This is a genomic window from Bombilactobacillus sp. ESL1197, assembly GCF_058107145.1.
On the sequence record NZ_JBYLTY010000001.1, the window covers coordinates 859,203 to 881,999 of the forward strand.

General features: G+C 36.9%; 25 protein-coding genes and 1 other RNA gene. 22 read left to right on the forward strand and 4 right to left on the reverse strand.

What is annotated here, in order from left to right:
- The first annotated feature begins 64 nt into the window (after positions 1-64).
- From hpf to AC3B6B_RS03910, 5 genes are all read left to right on the forward strand, one after another.
- Positions 65-613, forward strand: a complete 549-nt coding sequence (gene hpf, locus AC3B6B_RS03890; RefSeq protein WP_489757361.1) for a ribosome hibernation-promoting factor, HPF/YfiA family — start codon at positions 65-67, stop codon at positions 611-613.
- A gap of 154 nt (positions 614-767) precedes the next feature.
- Positions 768-3,128, forward strand: a complete 2,361-nt coding sequence (gene secA, locus AC3B6B_RS03895; protein WP_489757362.1) for a preprotein translocase subunit SecA — start codon at positions 768-770, stop codon at positions 3,126-3,128.
- Between the two features lie 50 nt (positions 3,129-3,178).
- Positions 3,179-4,307, forward strand: a protein-coding gene (gene prfB, locus AC3B6B_RS03900) for a peptide chain release factor 2 (protein WP_489757363.1) whose coding sequence is annotated in 2 segments (ribosomal slippage) — positions 3,179-3,250 and positions 3,252-4,307 — 1,128 coding nt in all. Because the reading frame shifts where the segments join, the coding sequence is not laid out codon by codon here.
- A gap of 7 nt (positions 4,308-4,314) precedes the next feature.
- On the forward strand, positions 4,315-4,983 hold the full coding sequence (locus tag AC3B6B_RS03905; protein ID WP_489757364.1) for a response regulator transcription factor: 669 nt from the start codon (positions 4,315-4,317) through the stop codon (positions 4,981-4,983).
- A 116-nt stretch (positions 4,984-5,099) separates the two neighbouring features.
- Positions 5,100-6,779 carry a sensor histidine kinase gene (locus tag AC3B6B_RS03910; protein ID WP_489757365.1) on the forward strand — a complete coding sequence of 560 codons (1,680 nt, stop codon included), beginning with the start codon at positions 5,100-5,102 and terminating at the stop codon, positions 6,777-6,779.
- 86 nt (positions 6,780-6,865) lie between these two features.
- On the opposite strand, the gene AC3B6B_RS03915 is transcribed toward AC3B6B_RS03910, so the two are convergent.
- On the reverse strand, positions 6,866-7,708 hold the full coding sequence (locus AC3B6B_RS03915) for an SPFH domain-containing protein (RefSeq protein ID WP_489757366.1): 843 nt from the start codon (positions 7,706-7,708) through the stop codon (positions 6,866-6,868).
- A gap of 224 nt (positions 7,709-7,932) precedes the next feature.
- Between AC3B6B_RS03915 and glmS the strand changes: the two genes are divergently transcribed.
- From glmS to ssrA, 12 genes are all read left to right on the forward strand, one after another.
- Positions 7,933-9,744 (forward strand): glutamine--fructose-6-phosphate transaminase (isomerizing), encoded by a 1,812-nt coding sequence (glmS, locus tag AC3B6B_RS03920; RefSeq protein WP_489757367.1) that lies wholly within the window; start codon positions 7,933-7,935, stop codon positions 9,742-9,744.
- 51 nt (positions 9,745-9,795) lie between these two features.
- The gene (locus AC3B6B_RS03925; protein WP_489757368.1) at positions 9,796-10,305 is read left to right on the forward strand and encodes a VanZ family protein; all 510 of its coding nucleotides are present in this window, start codon (positions 9,796-9,798) and stop codon (positions 10,303-10,305) included.
- Between the two features lie 73 nt (positions 10,306-10,378).
- A complete protein-coding gene (locus AC3B6B_RS03930; protein WP_489757369.1) occupies positions 10,379-11,107 on the forward strand; it encodes a YebC/PmpR family DNA-binding transcriptional regulator in 729 nt (242 codons plus the stop codon).
- A 107-nt stretch (positions 11,108-11,214) separates the two neighbouring features.
- A complete protein-coding gene (comGA, locus tag AC3B6B_RS03935; protein WP_489757370.1) occupies positions 11,215-12,186 on the forward strand; it encodes a competence type IV pilus ATPase ComGA in 972 nt (323 codons plus the stop codon).
- Positions 12,155-13,153, forward strand: a complete 999-nt coding sequence (locus AC3B6B_RS03940) for a type II secretion system F family protein (protein WP_489757371.1) — start codon at positions 12,155-12,157, stop codon at positions 13,151-13,153. The genes comGA and AC3B6B_RS03940 overlap by 32 nt, the downstream gene beginning before the upstream one ends.
- Positions 13,154-13,156: 3 nt before the next feature.
- Positions 13,157-13,468, forward strand: coding sequence for a competence type IV pilus major pilin ComGC (comGC, locus tag AC3B6B_RS03945; protein WP_489757372.1), 312 nt, complete (start codon positions 13,157-13,159; stop codon positions 13,466-13,468).
- On the forward strand, positions 13,434-13,778 hold the full coding sequence (locus AC3B6B_RS03950) for a hypothetical protein (RefSeq protein WP_489757373.1): 345 nt from the start codon (positions 13,434-13,436) through the stop codon (positions 13,776-13,778). The genes comGC and AC3B6B_RS03950 overlap by 35 nt, the downstream gene beginning before the upstream one ends.
- Positions 13,779-13,890: 112 nt before the next feature.
- A complete protein-coding gene (locus AC3B6B_RS03955) occupies positions 13,891-14,202 on the forward strand; it encodes a hypothetical protein (protein ID WP_489757374.1) in 312 nt (103 codons plus the stop codon).
- Entirely contained in the window at positions 14,162-14,599 is a 438-nt protein-coding gene (locus AC3B6B_RS03960) for a hypothetical protein (protein WP_489757375.1), read from the forward strand. The genes AC3B6B_RS03955 and AC3B6B_RS03960 overlap by 41 nt, the downstream gene beginning before the upstream one ends.
- A gap of 220 nt (positions 14,600-14,819) precedes the next feature.
- Positions 14,820-15,848 carry a class I SAM-dependent methyltransferase gene (locus AC3B6B_RS03965; RefSeq protein ID WP_489757376.1) on the forward strand — a complete coding sequence of 343 codons (1,029 nt, stop codon included), beginning with the start codon at positions 14,820-14,822 and terminating at the stop codon, positions 15,846-15,848.
- A 4-nt stretch (positions 15,849-15,852) separates the two neighbouring features.
- The gene (locus AC3B6B_RS03970) at positions 15,853-17,040 is read left to right on the forward strand and encodes an acetate/propionate family kinase (RefSeq protein WP_489757377.1); all 1,188 of its coding nucleotides are present in this window, start codon (positions 15,853-15,855) and stop codon (positions 17,038-17,040) included.
- Between the two features lie 116 nt (positions 17,041-17,156).
- Positions 17,157-17,525: a transfer-messenger RNA gene (ssrA, locus tag AC3B6B_RS03975) on the forward strand.
- Between the two features lie 236 nt (positions 17,526-17,761).
- On the opposite strand, the gene AC3B6B_RS03980 is transcribed toward ssrA, so the two are convergent.
- Together AC3B6B_RS03980 and AC3B6B_RS03985 are read right to left on the reverse strand one after the other, a co-directional pair.
- Positions 17,762-18,094, reverse strand: a complete 333-nt coding sequence (locus AC3B6B_RS03980; RefSeq protein ID WP_489757378.1) for a helix-turn-helix domain-containing protein — start codon at positions 18,092-18,094, stop codon at positions 17,762-17,764.
- Between the two features lie 272 nt (positions 18,095-18,366).
- Entirely contained in the window at positions 18,367-18,744 is a 378-nt protein-coding gene (locus tag AC3B6B_RS03985; protein WP_489757379.1) for a helix-turn-helix domain-containing protein, read from the reverse strand.
- Positions 18,745-18,934: 190 nt separating this feature from the next.
- Between AC3B6B_RS03985 and AC3B6B_RS03990 the strand changes: the two genes are divergently transcribed.
- The 5 genes from AC3B6B_RS03990 to AC3B6B_RS04010 all read left to right on the forward strand — a co-directional run bounded on the left by AC3B6B_RS03990 (position 18,935) and on the right by AC3B6B_RS04010 (position 21,950).
- A complete protein-coding gene (locus tag AC3B6B_RS03990; protein WP_489757380.1) occupies positions 18,935-19,627 on the forward strand; it encodes a hypothetical protein in 693 nt (230 codons plus the stop codon).
- 237 nt (positions 19,628-19,864) lie between these two features.
- Complete coding sequence (gene srtB, locus AC3B6B_RS03995; RefSeq protein WP_489757381.1) at positions 19,865-20,683, forward strand: class B sortase; 819 nt, start codon at positions 19,865-19,867, stop codon at positions 20,681-20,683.
- A 142-nt stretch (positions 20,684-20,825) separates the two neighbouring features.
- Entirely contained in the window at positions 20,826-21,200 is a 375-nt protein-coding gene (locus AC3B6B_RS04000) for a hypothetical protein (protein ID WP_489757382.1), read from the forward strand.
- Between the two features lie 153 nt (positions 21,201-21,353).
- The gene (locus AC3B6B_RS04005; RefSeq protein WP_489757383.1) at positions 21,354-21,683 is read left to right on the forward strand and encodes an IS3 family transposase; all 330 of its coding nucleotides are present in this window, start codon (positions 21,354-21,356) and stop codon (positions 21,681-21,683) included.
- Positions 21,684-21,797: 114 nt separating this feature from the next.
- Positions 21,798-21,950, forward strand: coding sequence for an IS3 family transposase (locus tag AC3B6B_RS04010; RefSeq protein WP_489757384.1), 153 nt, complete (start codon positions 21,798-21,800; stop codon positions 21,948-21,950).
- A 63-nt stretch (positions 21,951-22,013) separates the two neighbouring features.
- Here AC3B6B_RS04010 and AC3B6B_RS04015 read toward each other — a convergent pair whose 3' ends face one another.
- Positions 22,014-22,790, reverse strand: coding sequence for a DUF1828 domain-containing protein (locus tag AC3B6B_RS04015; RefSeq protein ID WP_489757385.1), 777 nt, complete (start codon positions 22,788-22,790; stop codon positions 22,014-22,016).
- Positions 22,791-22,797 lie beyond the last annotated feature (7 nt).

The window sequence follows — 22,797 nt, forward strand, 5'->3', positions numbered from 1 at the left end:
AAAATCATTATAATATAAGTAGACCAATAGAAGTCTAATTGGCAAATGAAAAGGGGTGCTCTTCATGTTGACAATTAATGTTCGTGGAGAAAATATCGAAGTAACAGAGGCAATTAGAAGCTATATTGAGAAACGTTTAAATAATTTAAATAAGTATTTTAAAGATACTGATCATCCGATTGCTCATGTTAATTTAAAAGTTTATAGTAATAAAAATGCTAAGGTCGAAGTTACTATCCCATTGCCTTATTTGATTTTACGAGCCGAAAAAACGGATAAGGATATGTATAAAAGTATTGATGATGTTTTTGAAAAATTGGAACGACAAATTAGAAAATATAAAACTAGAATCAATCGGAAGTCGCGCGAAAAGGGGATTAAAGATTTTGATTTAACTGGTCCGAGCGATGAATCAGCTAATGATTCACAGGATTTGCCGATTGTCCGGACAAAGCGCGTTGCTTTAAAGCCGATGGATGCTCAAGAAGCAGTTTTGCAAATGGATATGTTAGGACATAACTTTTTTGTTTTTGAAGATGCTCAAACTAATGGAACAAGTATTGTCTATAAGCGAAATGATGGACGCTATGGTTTAATTGAAACTGATGAATGAGTTTGATTGAATTTTAATAATCGTTTTGATTGGTGGTCGGAATCTGAACTTCCGAGCACCTTTTTCGTTAATTAAGTTAGAGTTTAATTATTGCTACTAAAATGATAAGATATTATAGATGTACCAGATTGAAAGTACAGGAGAGATTTAATAAATGACGAATCCAATTAAAAAATGGGTAGAAAGTGACAAACGTGAAGTTAAGCGTATGGGCAAGATCGCGGATAAGGTAGAAGCCTACGCTGATGAATACGCGAAACTTTCGGATGAAGATTTACAGGCTAAAACTCCGGCTTTTCAAGAGCGATTAACCAAAGGTGAAACTTTAGATGATCTGTTGCCAGAAGCTTTTGCTACTGCACGAGAAGCTGCTAAACGCGTTTTAGGATTGTATCCATTTCGTGTACAAATTATTGGTGGTATTACCTTACATGAAGGTAATATTGCTGAAATGAAAACTGGTGAAGGAAAGACTTTAACCGCGACATTACCGGTTTACCTCAATGCTTTGACTGGTAAGGGTGTGCACGTTGTGACGGTTAACGAATATTTATCACAACGTGATGCTACAGAAATGGGGCAATTATATAATTGGCTGGGACTGAGCGTTGGTTTAAACTTAAATTCTAAAAGTGCAGAAGAAAAACGGGCTGCTTATAACTGTGATATTACGTACTCGACGAATAGTGAATTAGGTTTTGACTATTTGCGGGATAATATGGTTGTTTATAAAGAGCAAATGGTGCAACGGCCGTTAAATTACGCCATTGTCGATGAAGTGGACTCCATTTTAATTGATGAAGCGAGAACTCCATTGATTATTTCTGGACAAGCTGAGCAATCGACAGCACTTTATCTGCGAGCTGATCGGTTTGTCAAATCTTTGAATGAAGCTGATTATAAGATTGACTGGCCGACTAAGACCATTGGTTTAACTGAAAGTGGTATTAAAAAAGGTGAACAAACTTTTGCGTTAAAAAATCTTTATGATATTGATAACACTTTATTGAATCACCATATTGATCAAGCTTTACGAGCTAATTATATTATGGAATTAGATAAAGATTATGTGGTTAGTGATAAAAAGGTTATGATTGTTGATTCCTTTACTGGTCGGGTAATGGAAGGACGTCGGTTCTCAGATGGTTTACACCAGGCTATTGAAGCCAAGGAAGGTGTCCCCATTCAAGATGAAACCAAGACCATGGCCAATATCACTTACCAAAACTTCTTTAGAATGTACGACAAGTTGTCGGGTATGACCGGAACAGCGAAAACTGAAGAAGAAGAATTTCGGGAAATTTATAACATGGAAGTTATTACAATTCCGACCAATAAACCAATTGCCCGGATTGATTATCCCGATGTGTTGTATCCAACACTCAAGAATAAATTCAAAGCGGTTATTGAAGATATTATTGAGCGCCATAAAAAAGGGCAGCCATTATTAGTCGGGACAGTTGCGGTGGAAACGTCTGAATATTTATCGCAGCAATTAAATAAGGCTCACATTCCTCATGCTGTTTTGAATGCGAAGAATCATGCTAAAGAAGCTGATATTATTTCACGTGCTGGTCAAAAAGGCGCTGTGACAATTGCAACGAACATGGCTGGTCGGGGAACTGATATTAAATTGGGACCTGGTGTCCGTGAAGTAGGCGGTTTATGTGTGATTGGTACCGAGCGGCATGAATCGCGGCGGATTGATAACCAGTTACGGGGCCGGTCCGGACGACAAGGTGATCCCGGTGAGACGATCTTCTATATGTCTTTAGAAGATGACTTAATGAAGCGTTTTGGTTCAGAGCGTATCAAGAACTTCTTGCAGTCGATGAAAATTGATGATGATGATGCTATTATCCAAAGTCGCATGATTACTCGTCAGGTTGAATCTGCACAAAAGCGGGTTGAAGGTAATAACTACGATACGCGGAAAAATACCTTGCAATACGATGATGTGATGCGGGAACAACGTGAAGTTATTTATAAGCAACGCATGCAAGTAATTACTGAAGAAAATAGTTTACAAGATGTTTTGGTACCAATGATGCAACGTACCATTGCCAGTGCGATTGATTCACGCACGTACGGGGATGCCAAAGATTGGGATTTAGATGGTATTTACGACTTTGCGATTAACGTTTTAGTTAGTCCAAAACAATTACAACGTTCCGATTTGGATGGCAAAACGGTGGATCAATTAAAAGAGTTGTTTAAACAATTTGTTCAAGAAAATTATGAACAAAAACAACAGCAGCTCCAAGATCCGCAACAAATGTTAGAATTTCAAAAAGTAGTTATTTTGCGGGTTGTTGATGAACACTGGACTAATCATATTGATGAAATGGATCAGTTACGGCAATCAATTGGTTTACGTGGCTATGGTCAGATGAACCCGTTAGTTGAATATCAAGAAGAAGGTTTTCGGATGTTCGAAAGCATGGTTGCTGATATTGAATATGATGTGACACGATTATTTATGAAGGCGGAAATTCGCCAAAATGCACAAAGATAAAAAACAGGCTGCGGCCTGTTTTTTTAGAAATGAAATATAGGAGTTTAAAGATGGAACTTGCGGATATTAAAGAACAACTAAGTCAAGCAGCTACAAAAATTGAGCAATTCGGGAGGTCTCTTTGACTTAGACGAGTTACAAGAGAGTATTGCTTTAAATGAACACGCCATGGCTCAAGCAGATTTTTGGCAAGATCGCGTTCACGCGCAGACCATTATTGCTCAAAATAATGTCTTAAAAGAAAAGTATGATAATTTTCGCCAGCTGCAAACGAAATTGGCGGATCTACAGATTGCACTCGAATTACTGCAAGCAGATCCGACCGATCAGGAATTATTGACTACCACTGTTATGGATTTAACGGATTTACAGCAGCAACTGCAACAATATGAAACTGCCTTACTGTTAAGTGAACCTTATGATAGTCATAATGCGATTTTGGAAATTCATCCGGGTGCGGGTGGGACAGAATCCCAAGATTGGGGAGCGATGCTATTGCGCATGTATGAACGATGGGCTAAAAAACATAACTTTGCCGTAGAATTGGCGGATTACCAAGCTGGTGATGAAGCCGGTCTGAAAAGTGTGACGTTAATTATTAAGGGTCATAATGCCTATGGCCTTTTACGTTCTGAGCATGGAGTGCATCGCTTAGTTCGGATTTCACCGTTTGATGCTGCTGGGAGGCGCCATACGTCTTTTGCCTCGGTGGAAGTTATGCCTGAGTTAGACCAAACGATTAATATTGAGATTAATCCGGATGATTTACGGGTAGATGTTTTCCGATCGAGTGGGGCTGGTGGCCAGCATATTAATAAAACATCCTCGGCAGTGCGCATCACCCATTTGCCAACAGGCATTGTTACGAGCTCGCAAGCCCAGCGCTCTCAATTACAAAACCGGGAGACGGCTATGAATATGTTACGTGCCAAATTGTATCAACGTGAACAGGAACAGCAGGCACAACAGCAAGCGGCACTCAAAGGTGAACAATTAGATATTGGTTGGGGTTCACAAATTCGGTCGTATGTTTTTCATCCGTATACGATGGTCAAAGATCACCGTACTAATATGGAAACGGGTAATGGTCAAGCGGTTTTAGATGGTGACTTAGATGAATTTATGAATGCTTACTTGCAATGGAAGTTAAGTCAGCAGGATTTAAATGAAAAAGGGTAATTAACTCATGAAGAGAATCTTGGTAGTTGATGACGAACGTGCAATTGTAGAATTAGTGAAATATAATTTGGAACAAAATGATTTTCTGGTGCAAACAGCTACTGATGGCCAACATGCGTTACAAAAAATTGCAGAACAAGCGTTTGATTTAGTGCTACTAGATTTAATGCTGCCCCAATTTAATGGCTTACAGGTGTTAGAGCAATTGCGAGCACAACATAATCAAATTCCAGTCATCTTGATTACAGCGCGTGATGATGCACAAACCAAAGTACAAGGTCTGAATCTGGGGGCAGATGATTATATTACGAAGCCGTTCAACTTATCGGAATTAATCGCTCGGATTAATGCTATTTTGCGGCGGCAATCGACAACGGTAACGTCTGACAAGTTAAAGTTAGATCGGGCTAATTTTCAAGTAATTGTCAACCAACAAGCTATTGCGTTAACTAAAACGGAGTATAAATTATTTGACTATTTCTATAGCAATGCCAATCACACTTTAACTCGAGATCAGTTAAGAGAACATCTTTGGGGAACGGCTGCTGAGCTTGATCGAGATTCTCGAGCAATTGATATCCAAGTAAGTCATTTGCGTGATAAAATTGAACAAAATCCCAAAGAGCCACAATATTTACAAACCATCCGCGGATTTGGTTATCGTTTAACAATTTAAAATTATTCAAGAAGTATTGCTATGATTTCGTTAAATCTTCAATTAATGTCTAATGATTAATAAGTAAAATAGCTGATAATTTTTCGTTTAATCCATGATTAATTCAGGAGAATAATATGAAACGACAGCGGCAGTTGATCTTAGGAACAATGGTTTTTGGTGGCTTAATTTATGGTTTTTGTTTATTTATATTAATTCAATTCAATAAGCAAGAACAAATCAACCATATCACGGCTTTAAAAGCAGATTATCAAGTTTTAAATCAGGATAATAAACCACAATTGCTGGCTACTTGGGCTGACGATCATCAGTTACGGGTGTTGACGATTAAAAAAGGACGACCGCAGAATGATTTACAAAAGCAAGCGCTGACGTTATTGAACCAAGATGTCTTGGATAGTAATCATCTTTACCGGATTCAAAAAGTTCACGGACAAAAATATATTTTTTATTTATTAACACCATCAGCGGTAACCAAGCGAAAAGTGATTGTCAAAAAATATCTTTCTGTGTGGGCTAGATCAAATTTAGTTGGGCTTTTTTCCGGTGGCTATTTGTTTTTATTATTGATTTTGTTGGCGAGTCAACTCCGAGCTGATCGCAATCAAAAAATATATCTGCAGGCCGCGATTGATAAGTTAAAACGCTTAAACCAAAAGCGCCACACACCGGCTTTAATTGCCTTAGATAATACGCCATATACAGATTTAATTAAAACTGTCAATGCCGTGACACAATACACTACCCAATTAGAAGCAACTAATCAACTGTTGGAGCAAAGCTTTTTTAGTTTATTACGCCATTTGCCATTAGGAATTATGTTGCTAGATGCACAAGGAGACGTTATTTTGCATAATCAAGCGCTGGTGGATATTTTAGGCAAAGAGATTGCTGATCAGCCACATCCTTTTGTTGAAGATATTAAAACCTACGCCTTAAGTCGGATGATTGAACACACGCTGCGCAAAAATCAAAATCATCATCAAGAAATTCAATTAATCGGTGATTCCAATTGTTTTGTTGATGCCAATGTTATTGAAATTGCCCGCGATCAAGCATTAACAGAACGCCAAGTCATAGTTATTTTGTATGATTTAACGCATGTGCATCAACTGGAACAACAGCAAAAAAATTTCATTGCGAATATTAGCCATGAATTGAAAACGCCGATTACAGCGATCTTAGGTTTTGCCGAGACGCTATTGAATGGCGCCCAAGATGATCCAGTCAAAAATACCCAATTTATTCAAATTATTCAAGAAGAAGCTCAGCGCTTAGTGGATTTGATTGAAGATGCTCTGACACTAGTTCGTTTAGAACAAACTTCGCAGTTAAATAGTCAACGTGTAAATGTTCAAGCACTAGTCGAACAAATTTTGCGGCAACAACAGCCCCAAATTGCGCAATTACAGTTACAAGTGACGACCAAATTTCAAGGGGATGTTTGGGTGAAGCTGGCTGGGGCGGAGTTACGGCAAATTTTGGAAAATTTAATTACTAATGCAGTGAAATATAACCGCCTCAATGGTCAGATTCATGTTCAAATACAACATGATGCAATTAACAAGCAGTTACGAATAAAAATTGGCGATACTGGCAGCGGTATTGCAAAGCAGGATCAACAACATGTTTTTGAACGCTTTTACCGTGCTGATAAATCACGTAATCACCAGATTAGTGGGACAGGCTTAGGTTTAGCTATTACACAACAAGCCGTCGAAGCATTACAGGGGCAAATTACCCTTACTAGTCGGTTAAATCAAGGAACGACAGTGACCGTATTATTACCATTATGATAAAAAGACGAGGTGGCAATTACGATAAGCTTGTGCAGCTTATTCTCCCACCTCGTCTTTTTAGTTTGGATATTATTTAATGAAAATCAACTCTCAGTTTGTTCCGATGCCGAAGGTTGCTTTTTTTGAATGGCTTGCGCTAACAAAGCAGTTTGACCAAAATCGTTGCTACTGTCGTTAGGCACGACGACTAAGTTAGTATCTGATGTGGCTAATGTTTGATAGGCAGCGATCGATTGGTTTTGAAAGAATTTATCGTCAACATGATCTAATCCCTTTTGAATAGTATCAATGCGATATTGTTCAGCGTCGGCCCGTGTTCTGGTTGCTTGTGCTTTGGCTTTAGCAGTGGCAATTAACGCGTTATTTTCGGCTTCATTAGTTAAACGAATGGATTCTGCTTCACCTTGCGCTTTAGCAATTGCGGCAATCCGTTCCCGATCAGCGGTTAATTGTTTATCCATAGCCTTTTGAATTTCTTGGGAAGGCAACAATTCGTCAATGTTAATACGATCGACTGTAATGCCGTAAATATTGGTTAAGTCACCGATGGCTTTGGAGAGGTCAGAATTAATACGTGCAGTAGAACCTAAAGCGGCGTTTAAATCCATCCGCCCGATAATATCCCGGAGGTGCCCGCGTACTAATTGGGCCATCGATTCAACTGAATCAGTATTGTTGTATTCAAACTTGATCGCATCTGTGACGTGGAAATTTAAAGTTACCGAAGTTGAAACCTCGGCGTTATCACTAGTGATGATGGAGTAGTGGGGCAGTTCGATGGGACGCATGGCCAAACTGACCGAAGTTATTTTTTGAGCTAAAGGTACATAAAAATGTAAACCAGGGGTTACGCTACGTTTATATTTGCCAAAGGTGGTCACTAAGCCTTGACAATTTTGGGCGATAATTTTGATTCCTAAGGGCATAAATCCTTCACCTCACGCAATTAATTAGTTATTTTTAGGTATTAAAGCTTACATTTAAATGATAAACATTTAATTTTAGAAAAGCAACTTAATTTTATCAGCAATCGGTGTATACCAATTTTTCAATAAGTTGACATAATCTTTAAAAAAAGCTATTATTTCAGCTGTTCTAATCAATCAAAAAACGGATTTAGGACTATACCAATTTTTAAGGAGTAACATTTATGTGTGGAATTGTCGGCGTTGCCGGAGCTGAACAAGCAAAAACAATCTTATTAGAAGGTTTGGAAAAATTAGAATATCGGGGTTATGATTCTGCCGGAATTTATTTAACAACCACGGATCAGCAAGACTTTTTATGTAAACGCTCGGGAAAAATTAATAATCTGAAACAAGCAGTGGCCAGTTATCCTCAGGGAACTACGGGGATTGGACATACACGTTGGGCCACACATGGCCAGCCGTCGCAAGCAAATGCCCATCCACAATTTTCTAATGATGAACGCTTTTATTTAGTGCACAATGGGGTCATTAACAATAGTGCAGACTTGAAGCAAAAATACTTAGCTGATGTGGTGTTTCATAGTGAAACGGACACCGAGGTGATTGTGCAATTAGTTGCTTACTTTGTCCAGACCAAACAATTAACAACTTTACAAGCGTTACAACAGACAGTGCAATTATTGTCGGGTTCTTATGCGATTGCTTTAATGGACCGCCAAAATCCCCAACAGATCTTCTTTGCTAAAAATAAAAGTCCATTATTAATCGGCGTCGGAACTACTGCCAACTATTTATGTTCAGATGCCTTGGCAATGTTGAAGCAAACGAGTAATTTTATGGAAATTAACGATGGCGAAACGGGGATTATTACACAAGATCAAGTGCAGTTATTTGATATTGACAATCAACCTATTGAGCGAGCAACTTATCAAGTTCAGATAGCGGCCGATGACTTGTCTAAAGGCACATATGATAGTTATATGTTAAAAGAGATTGATGAGCAACCTGCTGTTTTGCGCCGGATTGTGGCTCATTATTTTGAGCAAAAGCAAATTCAAATGGATTCGCAGTTATTGACAGCGCTCAAACAAAGCGATCGCCTTTATATTGTGGCGGCCGGAACAAGTTATCATGCTGGGTTAATTGGAAAGCAATTATTTGAAACTTTGGCTGATATCCCAGTGGAAGTAGCTTTAGCCAGTGAGTTCGGTTATCATATTCCCAAATTATCTGCCAAACCCTTTTTCTTATTTTTAAGTCAAAGTGGCGAAACAGCTGACAGTCGACAAGTTTTGGTTAAGATTAAAGCCTTAGGTTATCCGACGTTAACAATGACTAATGTTGCCAATTCTACATTATCACGTGAAGCAGACTTTACTTTGTTGTTACATGCGGGCCCTGAAATTGCAGTAGCATCAACCAAAGCTTATACAGCCCAAATTGCCGTTCAAGCCATTTTAGCGCAAGCAGTAGGTGAAAGTAAGCAATTGAGTGCAGCGCAAACTTTTGATGTACAACAACAATTAGCTCTAGCAGCCAATGGCATGCAAACCATTGTCGATGAAAAAGATCAGATTGCCCAATTGGCGCAACAGTATTTTGATCACCAAGCAGCCGCTTTCTTTATTGGCCGTGGTAACGGTTATTATGTTTCTTTGGAAGCCGCTTTAAAATTAAAGGAAGTTTCTTACTTACACGCGGAAGGTTTTGCCGCTGGTGAATTGAAACATGGAACCATCGCTTTAATTGAACAAGAGACCCCCGTTATTGCTTTTATCACGGAAAAAGAGACGGCTAGTCATACGAGAAGTAATATTCAAGAAGTTGTCAGTCGGGGCGCAAAGCCGTTAGTGATTAGTCAAAGTAATTTGGCCTTAGCTACAGATCAAATTGTTTTTAGTGAGTTAAGCGAGCTATTAAATGTGTTGGTAGCGATTGTTCCTGCTCAATTATTGGCTTACTATACTGCTAAAAACCGAGGCAATGATGTTGACCAACCCCGTAATTTGGCCAAGAGTGTGACGGTGGAATAAATCTTGAGAATATATTAAAATTAATGCAGTAAAGCGTTAGTTGAGGTTAAGATGAAAAAAGTACACTCACGACAAATTTGGTGGTTAATTTTAATTATAGTATTGATTATTGGAATTTTTATTAGTTCATCCATGACTTATCATCAGCAGTCACTAGTACCTTTCTTAAAGTACTATTTACCTAATCGCCCGGGCAATCGGTTTTTACAAAACATTGATTTTGTTTATGGTCATAAGCGCCAAGCAGTGGCAACGGTTGGTTATTACAAATTAATTGAATTTGGCATTCGCAAATTAGCACATTTGAGTGTCTTTGGAATGTTAGGCATAGTGGGCACTTTATTTTTAAAAAATGAAGTTAAGCATTGGCACCTAGCCCCGTGGCTGAGTTGGTTAAGTACTACTGGTTTAGCGGGGTTGGATGAATTTCATCAATTGTTGACGAGTGGCCGCAGTCCCTTAATTCAAGATGTCATGTTGGATAGTTTGGGAGCTTTTATTGGCGCCGGATTAACCTATATTTTCTTATGGCTTTGGCAATTATGGAGAAAACGTTGCTGATAGACGTTAAATTTGGTATGATTATAAAGGTTTTGTCTATTAATTATACTAATCGGAAAGAAGGAGTAAGCGAATGTCAGGACATTCTAAATGGCATAACATTCAAGGGCGGAAAAACGCTCAAGATGCAAAGCGTGGTAAAATTTTTCAAAAGCTGTCACGTGAAATCTACATGGCAGCAAAGGGTGGTGATCCTGACCCAGCGAACAATGCTTCCTTACGTTTGGTGATGGATAAAGCTCGTGCAGCTAATATGCCGAAAGATAATATTAAACGGGCGATCGATAAAGCTTCCGGTGCTGGTGGCGCTAACTATGAAGAAATCACTTATGAAGGCTATGCTCCGGGTGGTGTGGCAGTCTTAGTTAATACATTGACTGATAATAAGAATCGGACTGCCACTTCTGTGCGAGTAGCCATTACCCGCAATGGTGGTAGTATGGGCTCTGCTGGCTCAGTGTCTTATTTATTTGATCGTAAAGGTTACATCGTCATTGATCGTTCAACAACGGATGCTGATGAAGATAAGATGCTAGAAGATTTGATGGAAGCTGGCGCTGACGACTTGGAAGTTAGTGATGACGCTTTTGAAATCTATACGGAAGCCAAAGAATTTACGCAGGTCCGGGATGCTTTGGAAAAAATGGGTTACCAATTAGCTAATGCTACTTTAACGATGATTCCTAAGAACACGGTACCAGTTCCCGCAGATAAGCAAGAACAATTTGAACACATGATTGATCAATTAGAAGATGATGATGATGTTTCAGAAGTCTTTACGGCGGCTGCTGAAGAAGATTAAATTATTAATTAACTAAAAATTACAAATTTCCGATAAAAAACTTTTCTTAATTTTAAGAAAAGTTTTTTTGTTTTTCCGGGTATTTTTAAACTGAAAGGAGGTTAAAGATGCAGCCAGAAGTTTATACCCAACAGTTGTTAGAATTTGCTTGTCAACGAGAAGTTTCGGATATTTTTTTCCTGCCCCATGGTTCCAAGTTTGCAGTGAAAATGCGTGAACTTGATGGTTTACATGATTATCAAATCTTAGATGCGGCGTTTGCTCAAGGTGTGATTAATTATTTAAAATTTAGCTCGGATATGGATATCAGTGAGCACCGCCGGCCCCAAGTAGGAGCGCGAAGTTTCTCTTATCGAAAGCAACAATTAAATTTACGATTGTCAACGGTCGGCAATTTTTCCAATCAGGAATCTTTAGTGATTCGCTTACTGTATCCTTTAAAGTCTGATACTAGTCCAACACTTTTACGTAAGCAATGGGCTAAAGTAATGAATCGCCGGGGCTTAATTTTATTTAGTGGTCCAACTGGTTCGGGGAAGACAACGTCAATGTATCAATTAACGAAACAATATGCCGCTCAGAAAATTGTATTGACGATTGAAGATCCCATTGAAATCATCGAACCGAGTTTTTTACAAATTCAAGTCAATAATCAAGCACAAATGAGTTACGCAGACTTAATCAAAACTTCATTGCGACACCGACCAGATGTTTTAATACTAGGAGAAATTAGAGATGAAACCACAGCACGCATGGCTTTAAGGGCTGCTTTGAGTGGACATTTGGTTTTATCAACGGTACATGCACGCAATAAGTATGCCGTCATTGGGCGGATGATGGAACTCGGAATTAGTCAAAGTGAAATGTATTCCGTCTTAAACTGCGTGGTTTACCAGCGGTTAGTGCCCCTAGTTAGTCAAACGGTCAAAGTTTATCAAGATGTTTTGTTAGATGATGACTTGGTGCAAGCCATTAAAATTCCGCAAAGTAATTTTGAAGATTGGCAGCAATTATTACACCATGATTATCAAAAGGGATTGATTAGTGATGAAGTTTTTGAACAATTACAGACCGGTTAAATTGACGGTAGCCCAACAAGCACAATTTTTATCCACATTGGCTAAATTAGTTAAAAATGGCTTTTCGATAGAAATTGCACTACTATCGTTAAAAATAATTTATCCGCAACAAAAGCAGGTTTTGAACCAAGTTTTGCAACGGTTAAACGCGGGAATGCTGTTAGATCAAGCTTTAATTGTGACAGGACTATCCAAAACAATTATTAGTCAAATAACGATTGCGGATATTCACGGTAATTTGGTGCGCTGCTTAGAAGAAAATGCCGCAACCTTAAAGACGCGGCAAAAAAATACTCGGACAATTTTGAATTTATTAGCTTATCCAATATTTTTGTTGATTAGTTTAGCAACATTATTAGTTTTTTTAAAAGTGGAATTGGCCCAACAATTACCTAAAATTCATTTATCTATCTGGAGTAAGGTAATTCTCGGAATTTTAGGTTTAATAATTGTTGGTGGTTTATTAACAGAATTGTTTTATTTACGGCGATTGCCAGAATTAAAGCAAGCTTTGCATAAATTACACTGGCCAATTGTAGGACGTATTTATCAAAATTATTATCAGTATGTTTTGTTGACGTCTTTAGCGACTTTTTTAAAAAGTGGTTTGTCCTTGCAAGAAATTTTGCAAGCAGCCCAAAAGTTAACACCCGGATCGATTCAATATGATTTGGCCCAGCAGATTCAACAGCAAATCATTCACGGTCTTTCTTTGAACGAAATTGTTAAAACGAGTCCGCTATTACCGAAAGAGATTAATATTGCCGTGAATCTGGGGCATGCGACATTACAATTAGCGATTGAATTACAAACTATTGCTGAATTAAAGTATCAACAAGTTCAACAACAAATTCAACGGTTAATTAATCAAATCCAGCCCTTCTTTTTCATAATAGTTGCGGTCATGATCCTAGGAACATATTTAAGCATTCTCTTACCAATTTATGCCATGATGAAAGGATTGTAGATCATGAAGAAAAAATTGACGAAAAAGCAGTCTGCCTTTACCTTGATCGAAATGGTGATCGTCTTGTTTATTATTTCGCTATTATTATTAATCATTATTCCAAATATTAATACGCAAAAACACTCGGCGCAGTCCAAAACTGATAATGCCTTTAAATCAACTTTACAAACCCAGGTTGATATGTACGACGATGGTAATAATGTTAGTTGGGATCAATTAGAACAAGATCATTATTTATCAGCAGCACAAGCTAAAAAAGCCAAGGGAGATGGCTATACCATTGAAAATGGCACCGTTCAAGGACCTAAGAAATAGTCAAGCAGCTTTCACTTTGTTAGAAGCAGTCATCACGTTAGGTTTAGTGTGTACTATTTTGTTAATTCCGACTAATGACTACCATGAACAATTAGTCGACCAACAAGAACAGCTAGCCTTAGTTAAGTTTGAATATAATTGGCACACTGCCTTAAAAACGGTCTTTATAACGAAGCATTCATGTACCATTTTGTTAGATAATCAAGCTCATCGAATTTATTTTCGCAGCCTTGGTCTGCCCAATGGTCAAACAATCGTTCAAGATTTTCCGCAGAGTATGACCTTTGAGTTTGATACGAATCATGGATGAGCATTAAAGTTAGAAATCGCTGGTGATGCGATAGTTTCACCAGCAACGATTGTTTTTTTTACCAAAAATAAAAAGTATATTTATAAAATTCAAATGGGATGGGGGCAATTAATTGCCACATAAACGGCAGGCCGCTTTTTTATTACTTGATAGTATGCTGGGGTTCTTCTTAGTTTTGCAAGCGATTAGTATTATCCCCTTGTGCATTTTACCAACGCAAACGAAATTGCATGAAACGCAGCGCCAGACGGGTCTGAAAATCGCGCTGTATCAAAAATTACAACAACCAAATTTACAACAAATTACACTTGATAATCGACAGTATACGTTTAATCAACGAACGGATTTAATTAAAGTATTTTGTCAAAATGTAGGTTTAACTTATGATACTCAAACAAAGACATTCCGCTTTTTTACTCAGTGAAGTACTAGTCTCCTTATTTATTTCAATGTTGACTTTTTCTTGCATTGCTTATTTTCTAACAACTTATCATGAACAAAAACTCAGTTTGTTTCGGGCGAGTAGTGATTGGGTGGTAGCGATGCTGGAACTGGAGGAAATTAGCCAGCATGCTAGTATTCAACAAGCAACACCTACCAAAGTAGTGATAAAAACGGATGAGCAAGCTAAATTGCCGCACAAAATTTATCAATTACAGATTTATCATGATATGTTACGACTCACCGGTGTGAGCCAGGGTCACATGCCATTATTAATTAAGCAAAAAAATTTGCATTTAGAAGTTAAAAATCAAATTTTACAAATAAAAGCCATTGACCAGTATCGTCGAAAGTGGGAATATTATGTTGACTTCCAATAAGCAACATCATTTAAAACAGCAGGCTATGGTATCAATTAGTGCAATTTTTTTATTGAATGTTGAATGTCTATTCTTGATAGTCTATTTGAATTTTTACCAGTCGGAATTACACACACAACGTCAATTAGATCAGCTTTATACGGAAAAAATTATAAACTTTGCTAATTGAAGTAACTTCCGCTAAGATATTATGGAAGTGTGAAGTGAAAGGAAGACGACTATGAGTCAAACTCAAGCTCGGATTCAACAAATTTATCAATTTGTGGATCAAACGACGCAAGAATTAAAACAAGATTTACGGGTGACTTATCAAGATGCCTTATCCGAAAATATTTTAAATATTTTGATTCAAGCAACTTTTATTGAGGATGGTTTTCCGAATGAAGAGCAGGCTAAGAGTTTAAATCAACAATATCAAAGTTTTGATTTAACGACTTTTAGTACTAAGGAAGTCAAGGAAGCACTAGACTTAGCAATTATTAAGGCACAGCGGTTGGATCAAGTCGATGTCAATCATTTAATGACACCTAATATTATTGCCACTCTTTGTTCCTTAGTAATTACAGAAGTGTTTCAGCAGTATCCGAAAAAAGTTTTGCAGACCATGGATCCAGCGATTGGCACGGGTAATTTGCTTTACCAAACTAATCATGAATTACAGCACAGTACAGAGCTGAGTTTACAAATGTATGGCTTGGACAATGATGATCAAATGTTGATGCTAGCTGATGCGGTTAGTCAAGCAATTAAAGTTTCTGTTGACTTATATCATCAAGATGCGGTTGCTGATTGGTTATTGAGCGATTTTGACTTGATCTTGTCGGATTTACCGGTAGGCTATTATCCGGTTGATGATAATGTTGTTAATTTTCAAACTAAGGCCCAAAAAGGACATTCGTATGCTCATCATCTTTTGATGGAGCAGGCAATGAAAAATGTGCAGCCTGGTGGAATCGGTATCTTTGTTGTGCCGTCGCAAATTTTTCAAACAGAACAAGCCAAACACTTGGCAGAGTGGATGGTTCAAGATGTATACTTACAAGCAGTTTTAAGCTTACCTACGAAATTGTTTGCGAGCGCAGAAGCTGCCAAATCACTGGTAGTGTTGCAACGGCACGGTGCTTTGGCACAACAATCTCCCGAAGTTTTGATGGGGCAAATTCCTAATTTAGATGATGCGCAAGATTTAACACAATTTAAACAACAATTGCAAACTTGGAGTCAGAAAACTTTTCAGTGGGGAGAGTAGTGTTATGCGTAAAGTCTTAGTAGTTAATTCTGGTAGTTCAACTTTGAAGTTTAAGTTGTTTAATATGCCAGATGAACAAGTTGTTGCGAAAGGAATGGTTGACCGGTTAGGTAGTGATCAATCAACATTTGAAATTACTTATGATGGTCAAAAGCATACGCAACAATTACCAATTAAGTCGCACAGTGCAGCAGTTGATTTACTAATCAAACAATTGTTAGCATTGAAGGTAATTGATAGTATCCAAGATATTTCAGGAGTTGGTCACCGTGTGGTTTCTGGTGGTCCGGTGTTCAGTGATTCAGTTGTTTTGTCAGAAGATAACTTGGCTAAATTAGCCACAATTGATGAATACGCGCCATTACACAATCCAGCGGAACGTAAAGGTGTGGAAGCTTTTAACCAAATCCTACCAGGAGTACCCCAGGTGGCAGTGTTTGATACAACTTTCTATCATAACTTACCTGAAATGAATAAGATTTACTCAATTCCCCGTGAATTAGATAAAAAGTATGGTGCTCATCGTTATGGTGCTCACGGAACTAGCCATAATTACGTCTCACACGAAACAGCCAAACTGTTAAATGTTGATTATGATAAATTAAAGATGATTACTTTGCATATGGGGAGCGGTGTTTCAGTCACAGCCATTAAAGATGGGCAAGCCTTTGATACATCAATGGGCTTTACACCAATTGCTGGAGTGACAATGAGTTCGCGTGCTGGTGATATTGATGTATCATTGGTGGCGTTCTTAATGGAAAAATTGCAAATTACTGATATGCAAGAGATGATTAACCTGTTAAATAATGAATCTGGTTTAAAGGGGATTTCTGGAATTTCACCCGATATGCGGGATTTGATTGCGGCGCGCAAGACAAACCCAGATGCCCAATTAGCGATTGATGTCTTTATTAACCGCATTGTGAAATATGTTGGGAGTTATATTGCTGAGATGCAGGGCGTTGATGTCTTAGTCTTTACCGCTGGGATGGGCGAAAATAATCCCCATATTCGTGAAAAAGTTATGAATGCCTTTAGCTTTATGGGTGTCAAAGCTGATCATGACGCCAATTACGATGGTCATGGGGCCCGAGTAATTTCTGCTCCTGATTCAAAGATTAAAGCGTTAGTCGTTCCAACTGATGAAGAGTTAATGATTGCGCGGGAGTTTGCGCGGTTAGTTAAATAGTTATTTAAATATTGAATTTGATGAAAGATGAGATCTTAAGTGAGGTCTCATCTTTTTTGATGTTTGAAAATTGAAATTGGTTCTAAAACATGATAAAATTTGATTATTAAAATTAAGGGGATGTTATGGATTCGACATATGTAGTTGAGCATTGGTTGCATCTCGTAGGTTACGGCTACGTAAAAACGTTACAGTTAAATTATAACTGCAAAAAATAATAACAATTCTTACGCTTTAGCTGCTTAATCACAGTTTAAAGTGTGATCCAGTCAATTTTGCCTAAGGGTTGATCCTGGGTCTCAAATAATTAGGCTACGTTTGATTGTGCTACCTGAGCAATTAAAAAGAGATTAGTAGGTTAGCCGTTAAGGTTAGCCTGGTTACACGGCGCGCTTAACGGTGAACTTTAAATAGTGTAGCTATGGATGTAGAGACTAATGTGGCAGTATGTATGGACAGGAGTTCGATTCTCCTCATCTCCATTGCAACTTTTTCAATTTTATAAAAACACCTTCAAATTCAATATTTGAGGGTGTTTTTTTGTTACATTTATAAATGTCAATCGGTTTAATTTTATTTCGAATTTTGGGTTACTTTAGTTGGCTATTGCTTATTTTCTGGTTTGAATGATCAGTCGTTCGGTCAGCTTACTTTAACTTTGGAATTGTCTTAACCGGCAAAGTAGTTATTTTGCAGTATTTGATAATTAGTAACTAATGGCTTATTGTCGCGGTTTAATGCTTTGCAATATACGTTTGATAACTCTTAGATCTTCGTCGGGAATCGGTTGACCTTGAAAAGTCATAATATAATTGTCATCAAGATTGATTTCACGGGTCTGTTTGTGAAAATTAGAGGAGGAAATTTTTGCTGATAATAAGTAGTCAGTGGAAACATCTAAAATTTGAGCAACCTTTTGCAGATTGTTAGTTGAAGGATTCTTATGCTTCCAAGAATAAATAGTATTTTTACCTAACCCTGCCTGATCGTTGATATTACTCAGACTGAGGCCTTTTTGCTTAGCAATGATTCGGATATTGTCAAATAAAGTCATAAGTTATTCTCCTATATTTGACAATTCATTAGTCTAAAATTAAATTTTTGTATTTACAACTTTAGACTTTAGTGTAATAATGAATTCGTCAAATGATTAAATTTTTCTCAAATTAGTTATTAAGTGCCACGGTAATAGAACTTAATTTACTAGTCGCTTTAAAAATTGATTATTTTGTAATTTTAGACTATGTTCTAAATGTAGTACAATTATTTGCTGTTAGAAACTGATTTAATTTGTCTGCAATTAAAAATAGAAAAAAGACGAGAGTCTCATTTCTCGTCTAAGTTGCCACCTCTTAAGAGCCGTTTAATTAAAGTCATATCTTCCTGAGATATTATACGGCCACGGTAAGTCATGATAATGTCATCGTCAATGTCAACTTTTTTAGTTGTTGATGAGGCCTGAGATTGTAATTCATCTGTGTAACCAGCTAAAGTCATTAATTTATCATAATCAGTATGATAAACACGGGCTAAAATTTTTAAAGTTTCTGGTGATGGATTAATTTTATTGCCTCGATGACTGATCCCTTTTTCTAAATCAGCTATATAACTATGGCTGATGCGCCCTTGTGTTCTTTGCGATACACTGCGTAGTGATTCAGAACCGCGCAAAGTGCGTAAAAATTCTCCTAATTTGTCAGACATAGTTTACACCTCTTGATAAAATTGTAAGCTACACTGCTTTGAAGTTAGCGTATTTTATGATTTACAAAGTGTAATACATGTACCACGATTACATATGTAAAACATAGTTGACAGGAGAAAATATTTTAAAGTTGTAAATTATTTTTTTACTTAACTATTTTTACATAAAATTTTGAGGGAGATTGAGAAAATGAAAAAAAGTAAAAAATTAGTTTTGACATCTATGACTGCTATTGCCTTGGCAGGAGTTGGTATGACCGCAGGTTCATTCGTTATTGGTAATTCCGCTACTACTGTTAATGCGGCACAGATTATGGATGGTAGCCAAGTAGTTGATACTGCTAATACTACAAATAATATTATGGCCCATATTAATGGGTATTATCATGTTCCTATTTCTTTAAATCAAGGTACGATAACCGTTAATCAGGGAGAATCTAAAACTATTCCTACGCCAAATGTTGATGGATATACACCAAGTACAACAACTGTAACATTTACTAATCCAACAGGTAATATTGTTGCTCAAAATCCTGAAATGGTATCGTATGTCAAATATAGGGATACAGGGTCGAATGTAGCAACGGGAACAGCTCCAGACGCATCAACTACTAATAATGTTAATACTACACCCACAACTAATACTAACACGACGAAGAATACTGGAACTGCGACCGGCTCTGAGGGGCAGGTCACTGCAACTAATTCGAATAATAATTCTGCCAATGATCCCGTATCATACCATTCAGCAGCCAAACCAACGTCTACTAAACAAGCAGGAGATGTCCAAACGGGTCGTAATGGTGGCTTAATTAGTGCCATTATTGGAGGAATTGCTTCAATTTCCGCAATTTTTGGTTTGATTGCCCGTAAATTTAACTAATCTTTGACTAACATTGCTAGTAAAATGAGGCTAGGACAATAAGGTTAACATTCGGATTTTTTTGAATTTTAATTTCTTATTGCATTCCAAAAGTCAGCAGGTTGTACTTAACGATATTAAAGTTTCCAAACTTAGTTTGGACTTGGAAATTTTATATCGTTAGTGTTCAACTACTAAATGGCTTTTGTCCTAGCTTCATTTTTTTATAATAAAAATTTAGAAAGTGATATGTCTTTTATGAAGAGAACTCAAGGTACTAAATTAGCAATTCAGAATCGAATGCTTCGCTGTATCTTAGTATTAATTGCAATGATAGGTTTAGTTTTTGTAGCTAAGTATGGTTATACGCAATATTTAGAATCTAAAGCTGCGCAACAAACACATCAATTAGTACAAAAAGTTGTCAAAAAATCCAATAATATGCAAAAAATGCCAGCAGAAGGTAATATTCAAATCAATTGGCATCATTTGGCAAAACTGAATCCTCAGATTAAAGCTTGGATTTATATTCCTCGAACTAAAATTAACTATCCAATTTTACAAAGTTCAAACAATACTTTTTATTTAAATCATGACGAAATTAATCAATATTCTCCAGCGGGGCAAATTTTTTTGGATTATCGTAATCAAGCTAATTTTAATGACGCTAATACATTTGTTTATGGGCATGACATGATGGGGTTCTTACCTAGTCAAGGTGCTAAGTTCACTGAGTTAAATCACTATTTAAAACAATCTTTTTATCAAAAACATCATCACGTTTATATTTATACACCACAAAGACGTTTTGTTGGAACTGTTTTAGCAGTACAAGCAAATAGTGGAGTGGCTAAACCACATACTTTGAGTTTTAAGAACAAAGCGCAGTTTCAATCTTATCTTCGTTATATGAAACAACGCAGTGTGATTAAGACGCGAATAAAACCTCGTCAAGTTCGTAGAGTAGCGACTTTATGGACTTGTACGGAAAGACAAGTTCAAGGCGATCATGGTCAAATAATTGGCGCTAGTAAGGCAAGAACTTATGTAACTGTAGCCTTAAAAGTAGCCCATTAAAGGCTGAATTATCTGTCAGTACGGCCTTTATGGGAGAGTGGTTTAACTACTGATTTTGAAAAAATTATAGAAAAATTATTTGTATAAATTTATGGTTTTATGATGTGACCCCCGAAGTTAGGACGACTTTGGGGGCATTTTTATGTCTAAATTATCTAAACAAGACAAAATTGAGATTTACAATTTATGGAAAAAGCACAGTGTTAGTCTCACAGAATTAAGCCGCAGATATAGCGTAGGACTTTCCTTCATTCATTATTTGATTAACCTAATAGATCGTCATTCTCTTACTATGTTAGATCAACCATATACTCATTACTCAGTGGAATATAAGGGGCAGGCGATTAAACGGATAATGACCAACAAAGAGCAGGAAAACGAGCGTTTACGCAAAGAAGTCTCCCGCCTACGCCAACAGAACTTAAAGCTTACCGTCGAAAACGAATTTGTAAAAAAATTGAATGCCTTAGTAAACCAGCGGGTCAAGAACCGCAACCCGAAGAAAAAGCACAGGTAGTTACCAAGCTAAGGCACGAACTTACAGTCAGTGTAACTTTTATTCTTGAAACCATTAATGCCAAACCCCATTTACCGCATTTATCACTCAGTAATTATTACTACACAATTAATAAAATGAATAATGAATAAGGATCAGAAAAATCAAAACTTAATGAATTTCATCAAGTCAATTTATGAACAACACAAACAGCGCTACGGTTACCGGCGCATTACCTTAGAACTCAAGCGTCAAGGATCAAGAGTTAATCATAAGAAAGTTCAACGTTTCGTGCAGCAGATGAAACTCAGTGGCATTACTAGTAAACGGCGCCGCAAATATAATAGTTATCGTGGTACTCAAGGTTGTATCAAGGCTAACTTAATTCAGTGCCAATTTGGCACCTCCAAACCAAATCAAAAATGGTATTGTGACGTGACTGAATTCAATTTAAAAGGGCAAAAGACATATCTTGCTCCTATTATCGATGGTTGTACTCAATAAATTTATTGCCTACAACATCTCACGTAGTCCGAACTTAAAGCAATCCATGTCCCGTAAAGGACATTCCTTAGATAGTGGCTCATGGAAGGTTTCTTTGGCATTCTTAAACGCTAAATGTTTTATGGTTTTGAGGAGCAATTTGAAAGATTAGATGACTTAGAGGTAGCAATCAAGAAATATATTTATTACTATAATCATCAGAGAATCAAGATTAAATTAAAAGGACTAACTCCGATAGAATATCGTAAATTAGTCCTTAACAACTAAATATTAAAAACTTGTCCTAATTTTGGGGTGCACATCAGTGTCTTAGGAAGTGTTTACTTTAAACTAAGCACTTAATTCCTTTACGTAATCCTCTTTTTCACTAAAGGGGATTGTGATTATTTTATTTTCATTAAAGAGATTGAATATTAAATTAGCGTTCTCGGAATGTTCTTGGTCATTATAAATTACATAAAAATCAGTTTTACTGTCTAGAACATCTCTTGTTTGTGATATATCAGTTAAAATAGATTTTGCATACACTTGATTAGATTCATTAGACATTGTTTTTATTAGTTTGTCTGTAACCTTATTTTTAATACCTGGTATTGCAAATTCATATTTATGTGTTAATCCACTTTTACCGACGTACGACATATCTTTTATTGCTCTTATGTTATTAGATGTTAAGAAATCATCGACGTCTTCCAAAAAAATACTTTTAGTCTGCTTTCTGCTAGTCATAAACATGTCATTAATGAATAACATTGCTTGCAGGAGTCTATGTTTGGCTATTGGAAATTCATCTTTTGTAGTCAGTATATATATTTCGTCTTCATTTTTTTCAACGCCATATGCTTTCAATTGATTGGATAAAAGTTTTATTCTTTTTGGAGATGATTCAACATCAACTCCTAAACTTTCTAAGTTATAAAGTGTCCATCCATCATCAGTTATTTTTAATTTTCCGTTATAATCGGTGACATACATAACTATTTCATCTGAAAAATTATCCAAAAAAGGTAAGTCAATTCTAACTGCATCATTAGATATCTGACTATAGTTATATGAGCCTTTAATCCATTCTATATATGCTTTTTTTAAATTTTCAGCGTTTAACATTTATGTC

Excerpts from the sequence above, each read along its gene's own strand:
- AC3B6B_RS03970 (WP_489757377.1), top strand. The coding sequence starts at position 15,853 with ATGCGTAAAGTCTTAGTAGTTAATTCTGGTAGTTCAACTTTGAAGTTT.
- AC3B6B_RS03940 (WP_489757371.1), top strand. The coding sequence starts at position 12,155 with ATGAAGTTTTTGAACAATTACAGACCGGTTAAATTGACGGTAGCCCAA.
- AC3B6B_RS04005 (WP_489757383.1), top strand. The coding sequence starts at position 21,354 with ATGAATTTCATCAAGTCAATTTATGAACAACACAAACAGCGCTACGGT.
- AC3B6B_RS03990 (WP_489757380.1), top strand. The coding sequence starts at position 18,935 with ATGAAAAAAAGTAAAAAATTAGTTTTGACATCTATGACTGCTATTGCC.
- comGA (WP_489757370.1), top strand. The coding sequence starts at position 11,215 with ATGCAGCCAGAAGTTTATACCCAACAGTTGTTAGAATTTGCTTGTCAA.
- hpf (WP_489757361.1), top strand. The coding sequence starts at position 65 with ATGTTGACAATTAATGTTCGTGGAGAAAATATCGAAGTAACAGAGGCA.
- AC3B6B_RS04010 (WP_489757384.1), top strand. The coding sequence starts at position 21,798 with ATGTTTTATGGTTTTGAGGAGCAATTTGAAAGATTAGATGACTTAGAG.
- glmS (WP_489757367.1), top strand. The coding sequence starts at position 7,933 with ATGTGTGGAATTGTCGGCGTTGCCGGAGCTGAACAAGCAAAAACAATC.
- AC3B6B_RS03915 (WP_489757366.1), bottom strand. The coding sequence starts at position 7,708 with ATGCCCTTAGGAATCAAAATTATCGCCCAAAATTGTCAAGGCTTAGTG.
- comGC (WP_489757372.1), top strand. The coding sequence starts at position 13,157 with ATGAAGAAAAAATTGACGAAAAAGCAGTCTGCCTTTACCTTGATCGAA.
- AC3B6B_RS03910 (WP_489757365.1), top strand. The coding sequence starts at position 5,100 with ATGAAACGACAGCGGCAGTTGATCTTAGGAACAATGGTTTTTGGTGGC.
- AC3B6B_RS03985 (WP_489757379.1), bottom strand. The coding sequence starts at position 18,744 with ATGTCTGACAAATTAGGAGAATTTTTACGCACTTTGCGCGGTTCTGAA.
- AC3B6B_RS03925 (WP_489757368.1), top strand. The coding sequence starts at position 9,796 with ATGAAAAAAGTACACTCACGACAAATTTGGTGGTTAATTTTAATTATA.
- AC3B6B_RS03930 (WP_489757369.1), top strand. The coding sequence starts at position 10,379 with ATGTCAGGACATTCTAAATGGCATAACATTCAAGGGCGGAAAAACGCT.
- AC3B6B_RS03980 (WP_489757378.1), bottom strand. The coding sequence starts at position 18,094 with ATGACTTTATTTGACAATATCCGAATCATTGCTAAGCAAAAAGGCCTC.
- AC3B6B_RS03960 (WP_489757375.1), top strand. The coding sequence starts at position 14,162 with ATGATACTCAAACAAAGACATTCCGCTTTTTTACTCAGTGAAGTACTA.
- AC3B6B_RS04015 (WP_489757385.1), bottom strand. The coding sequence starts at position 22,790 with ATGTTAAACGCTGAAAATTTAAAAAAAGCATATATAGAATGGATTAAA.
- srtB (WP_489757381.1), top strand. The coding sequence starts at position 19,865 with ATGAAGAGAACTCAAGGTACTAAATTAGCAATTCAGAATCGAATGCTT.
- AC3B6B_RS03905 (WP_489757364.1), top strand. The coding sequence starts at position 4,315 with ATGAAGAGAATCTTGGTAGTTGATGACGAACGTGCAATTGTAGAATTA.
- AC3B6B_RS04000 (WP_489757382.1), top strand. The coding sequence starts at position 20,826 with ATGTCTAAATTATCTAAACAAGACAAAATTGAGATTTACAATTTATGG.
- secA (WP_489757362.1), top strand. The coding sequence starts at position 768 with ATGACGAATCCAATTAAAAAATGGGTAGAAAGTGACAAACGTGAAGTT.
- AC3B6B_RS03965 (WP_489757376.1), top strand. The coding sequence starts at position 14,820 with ATGAGTCAAACTCAAGCTCGGATTCAACAAATTTATCAATTTGTGGAT.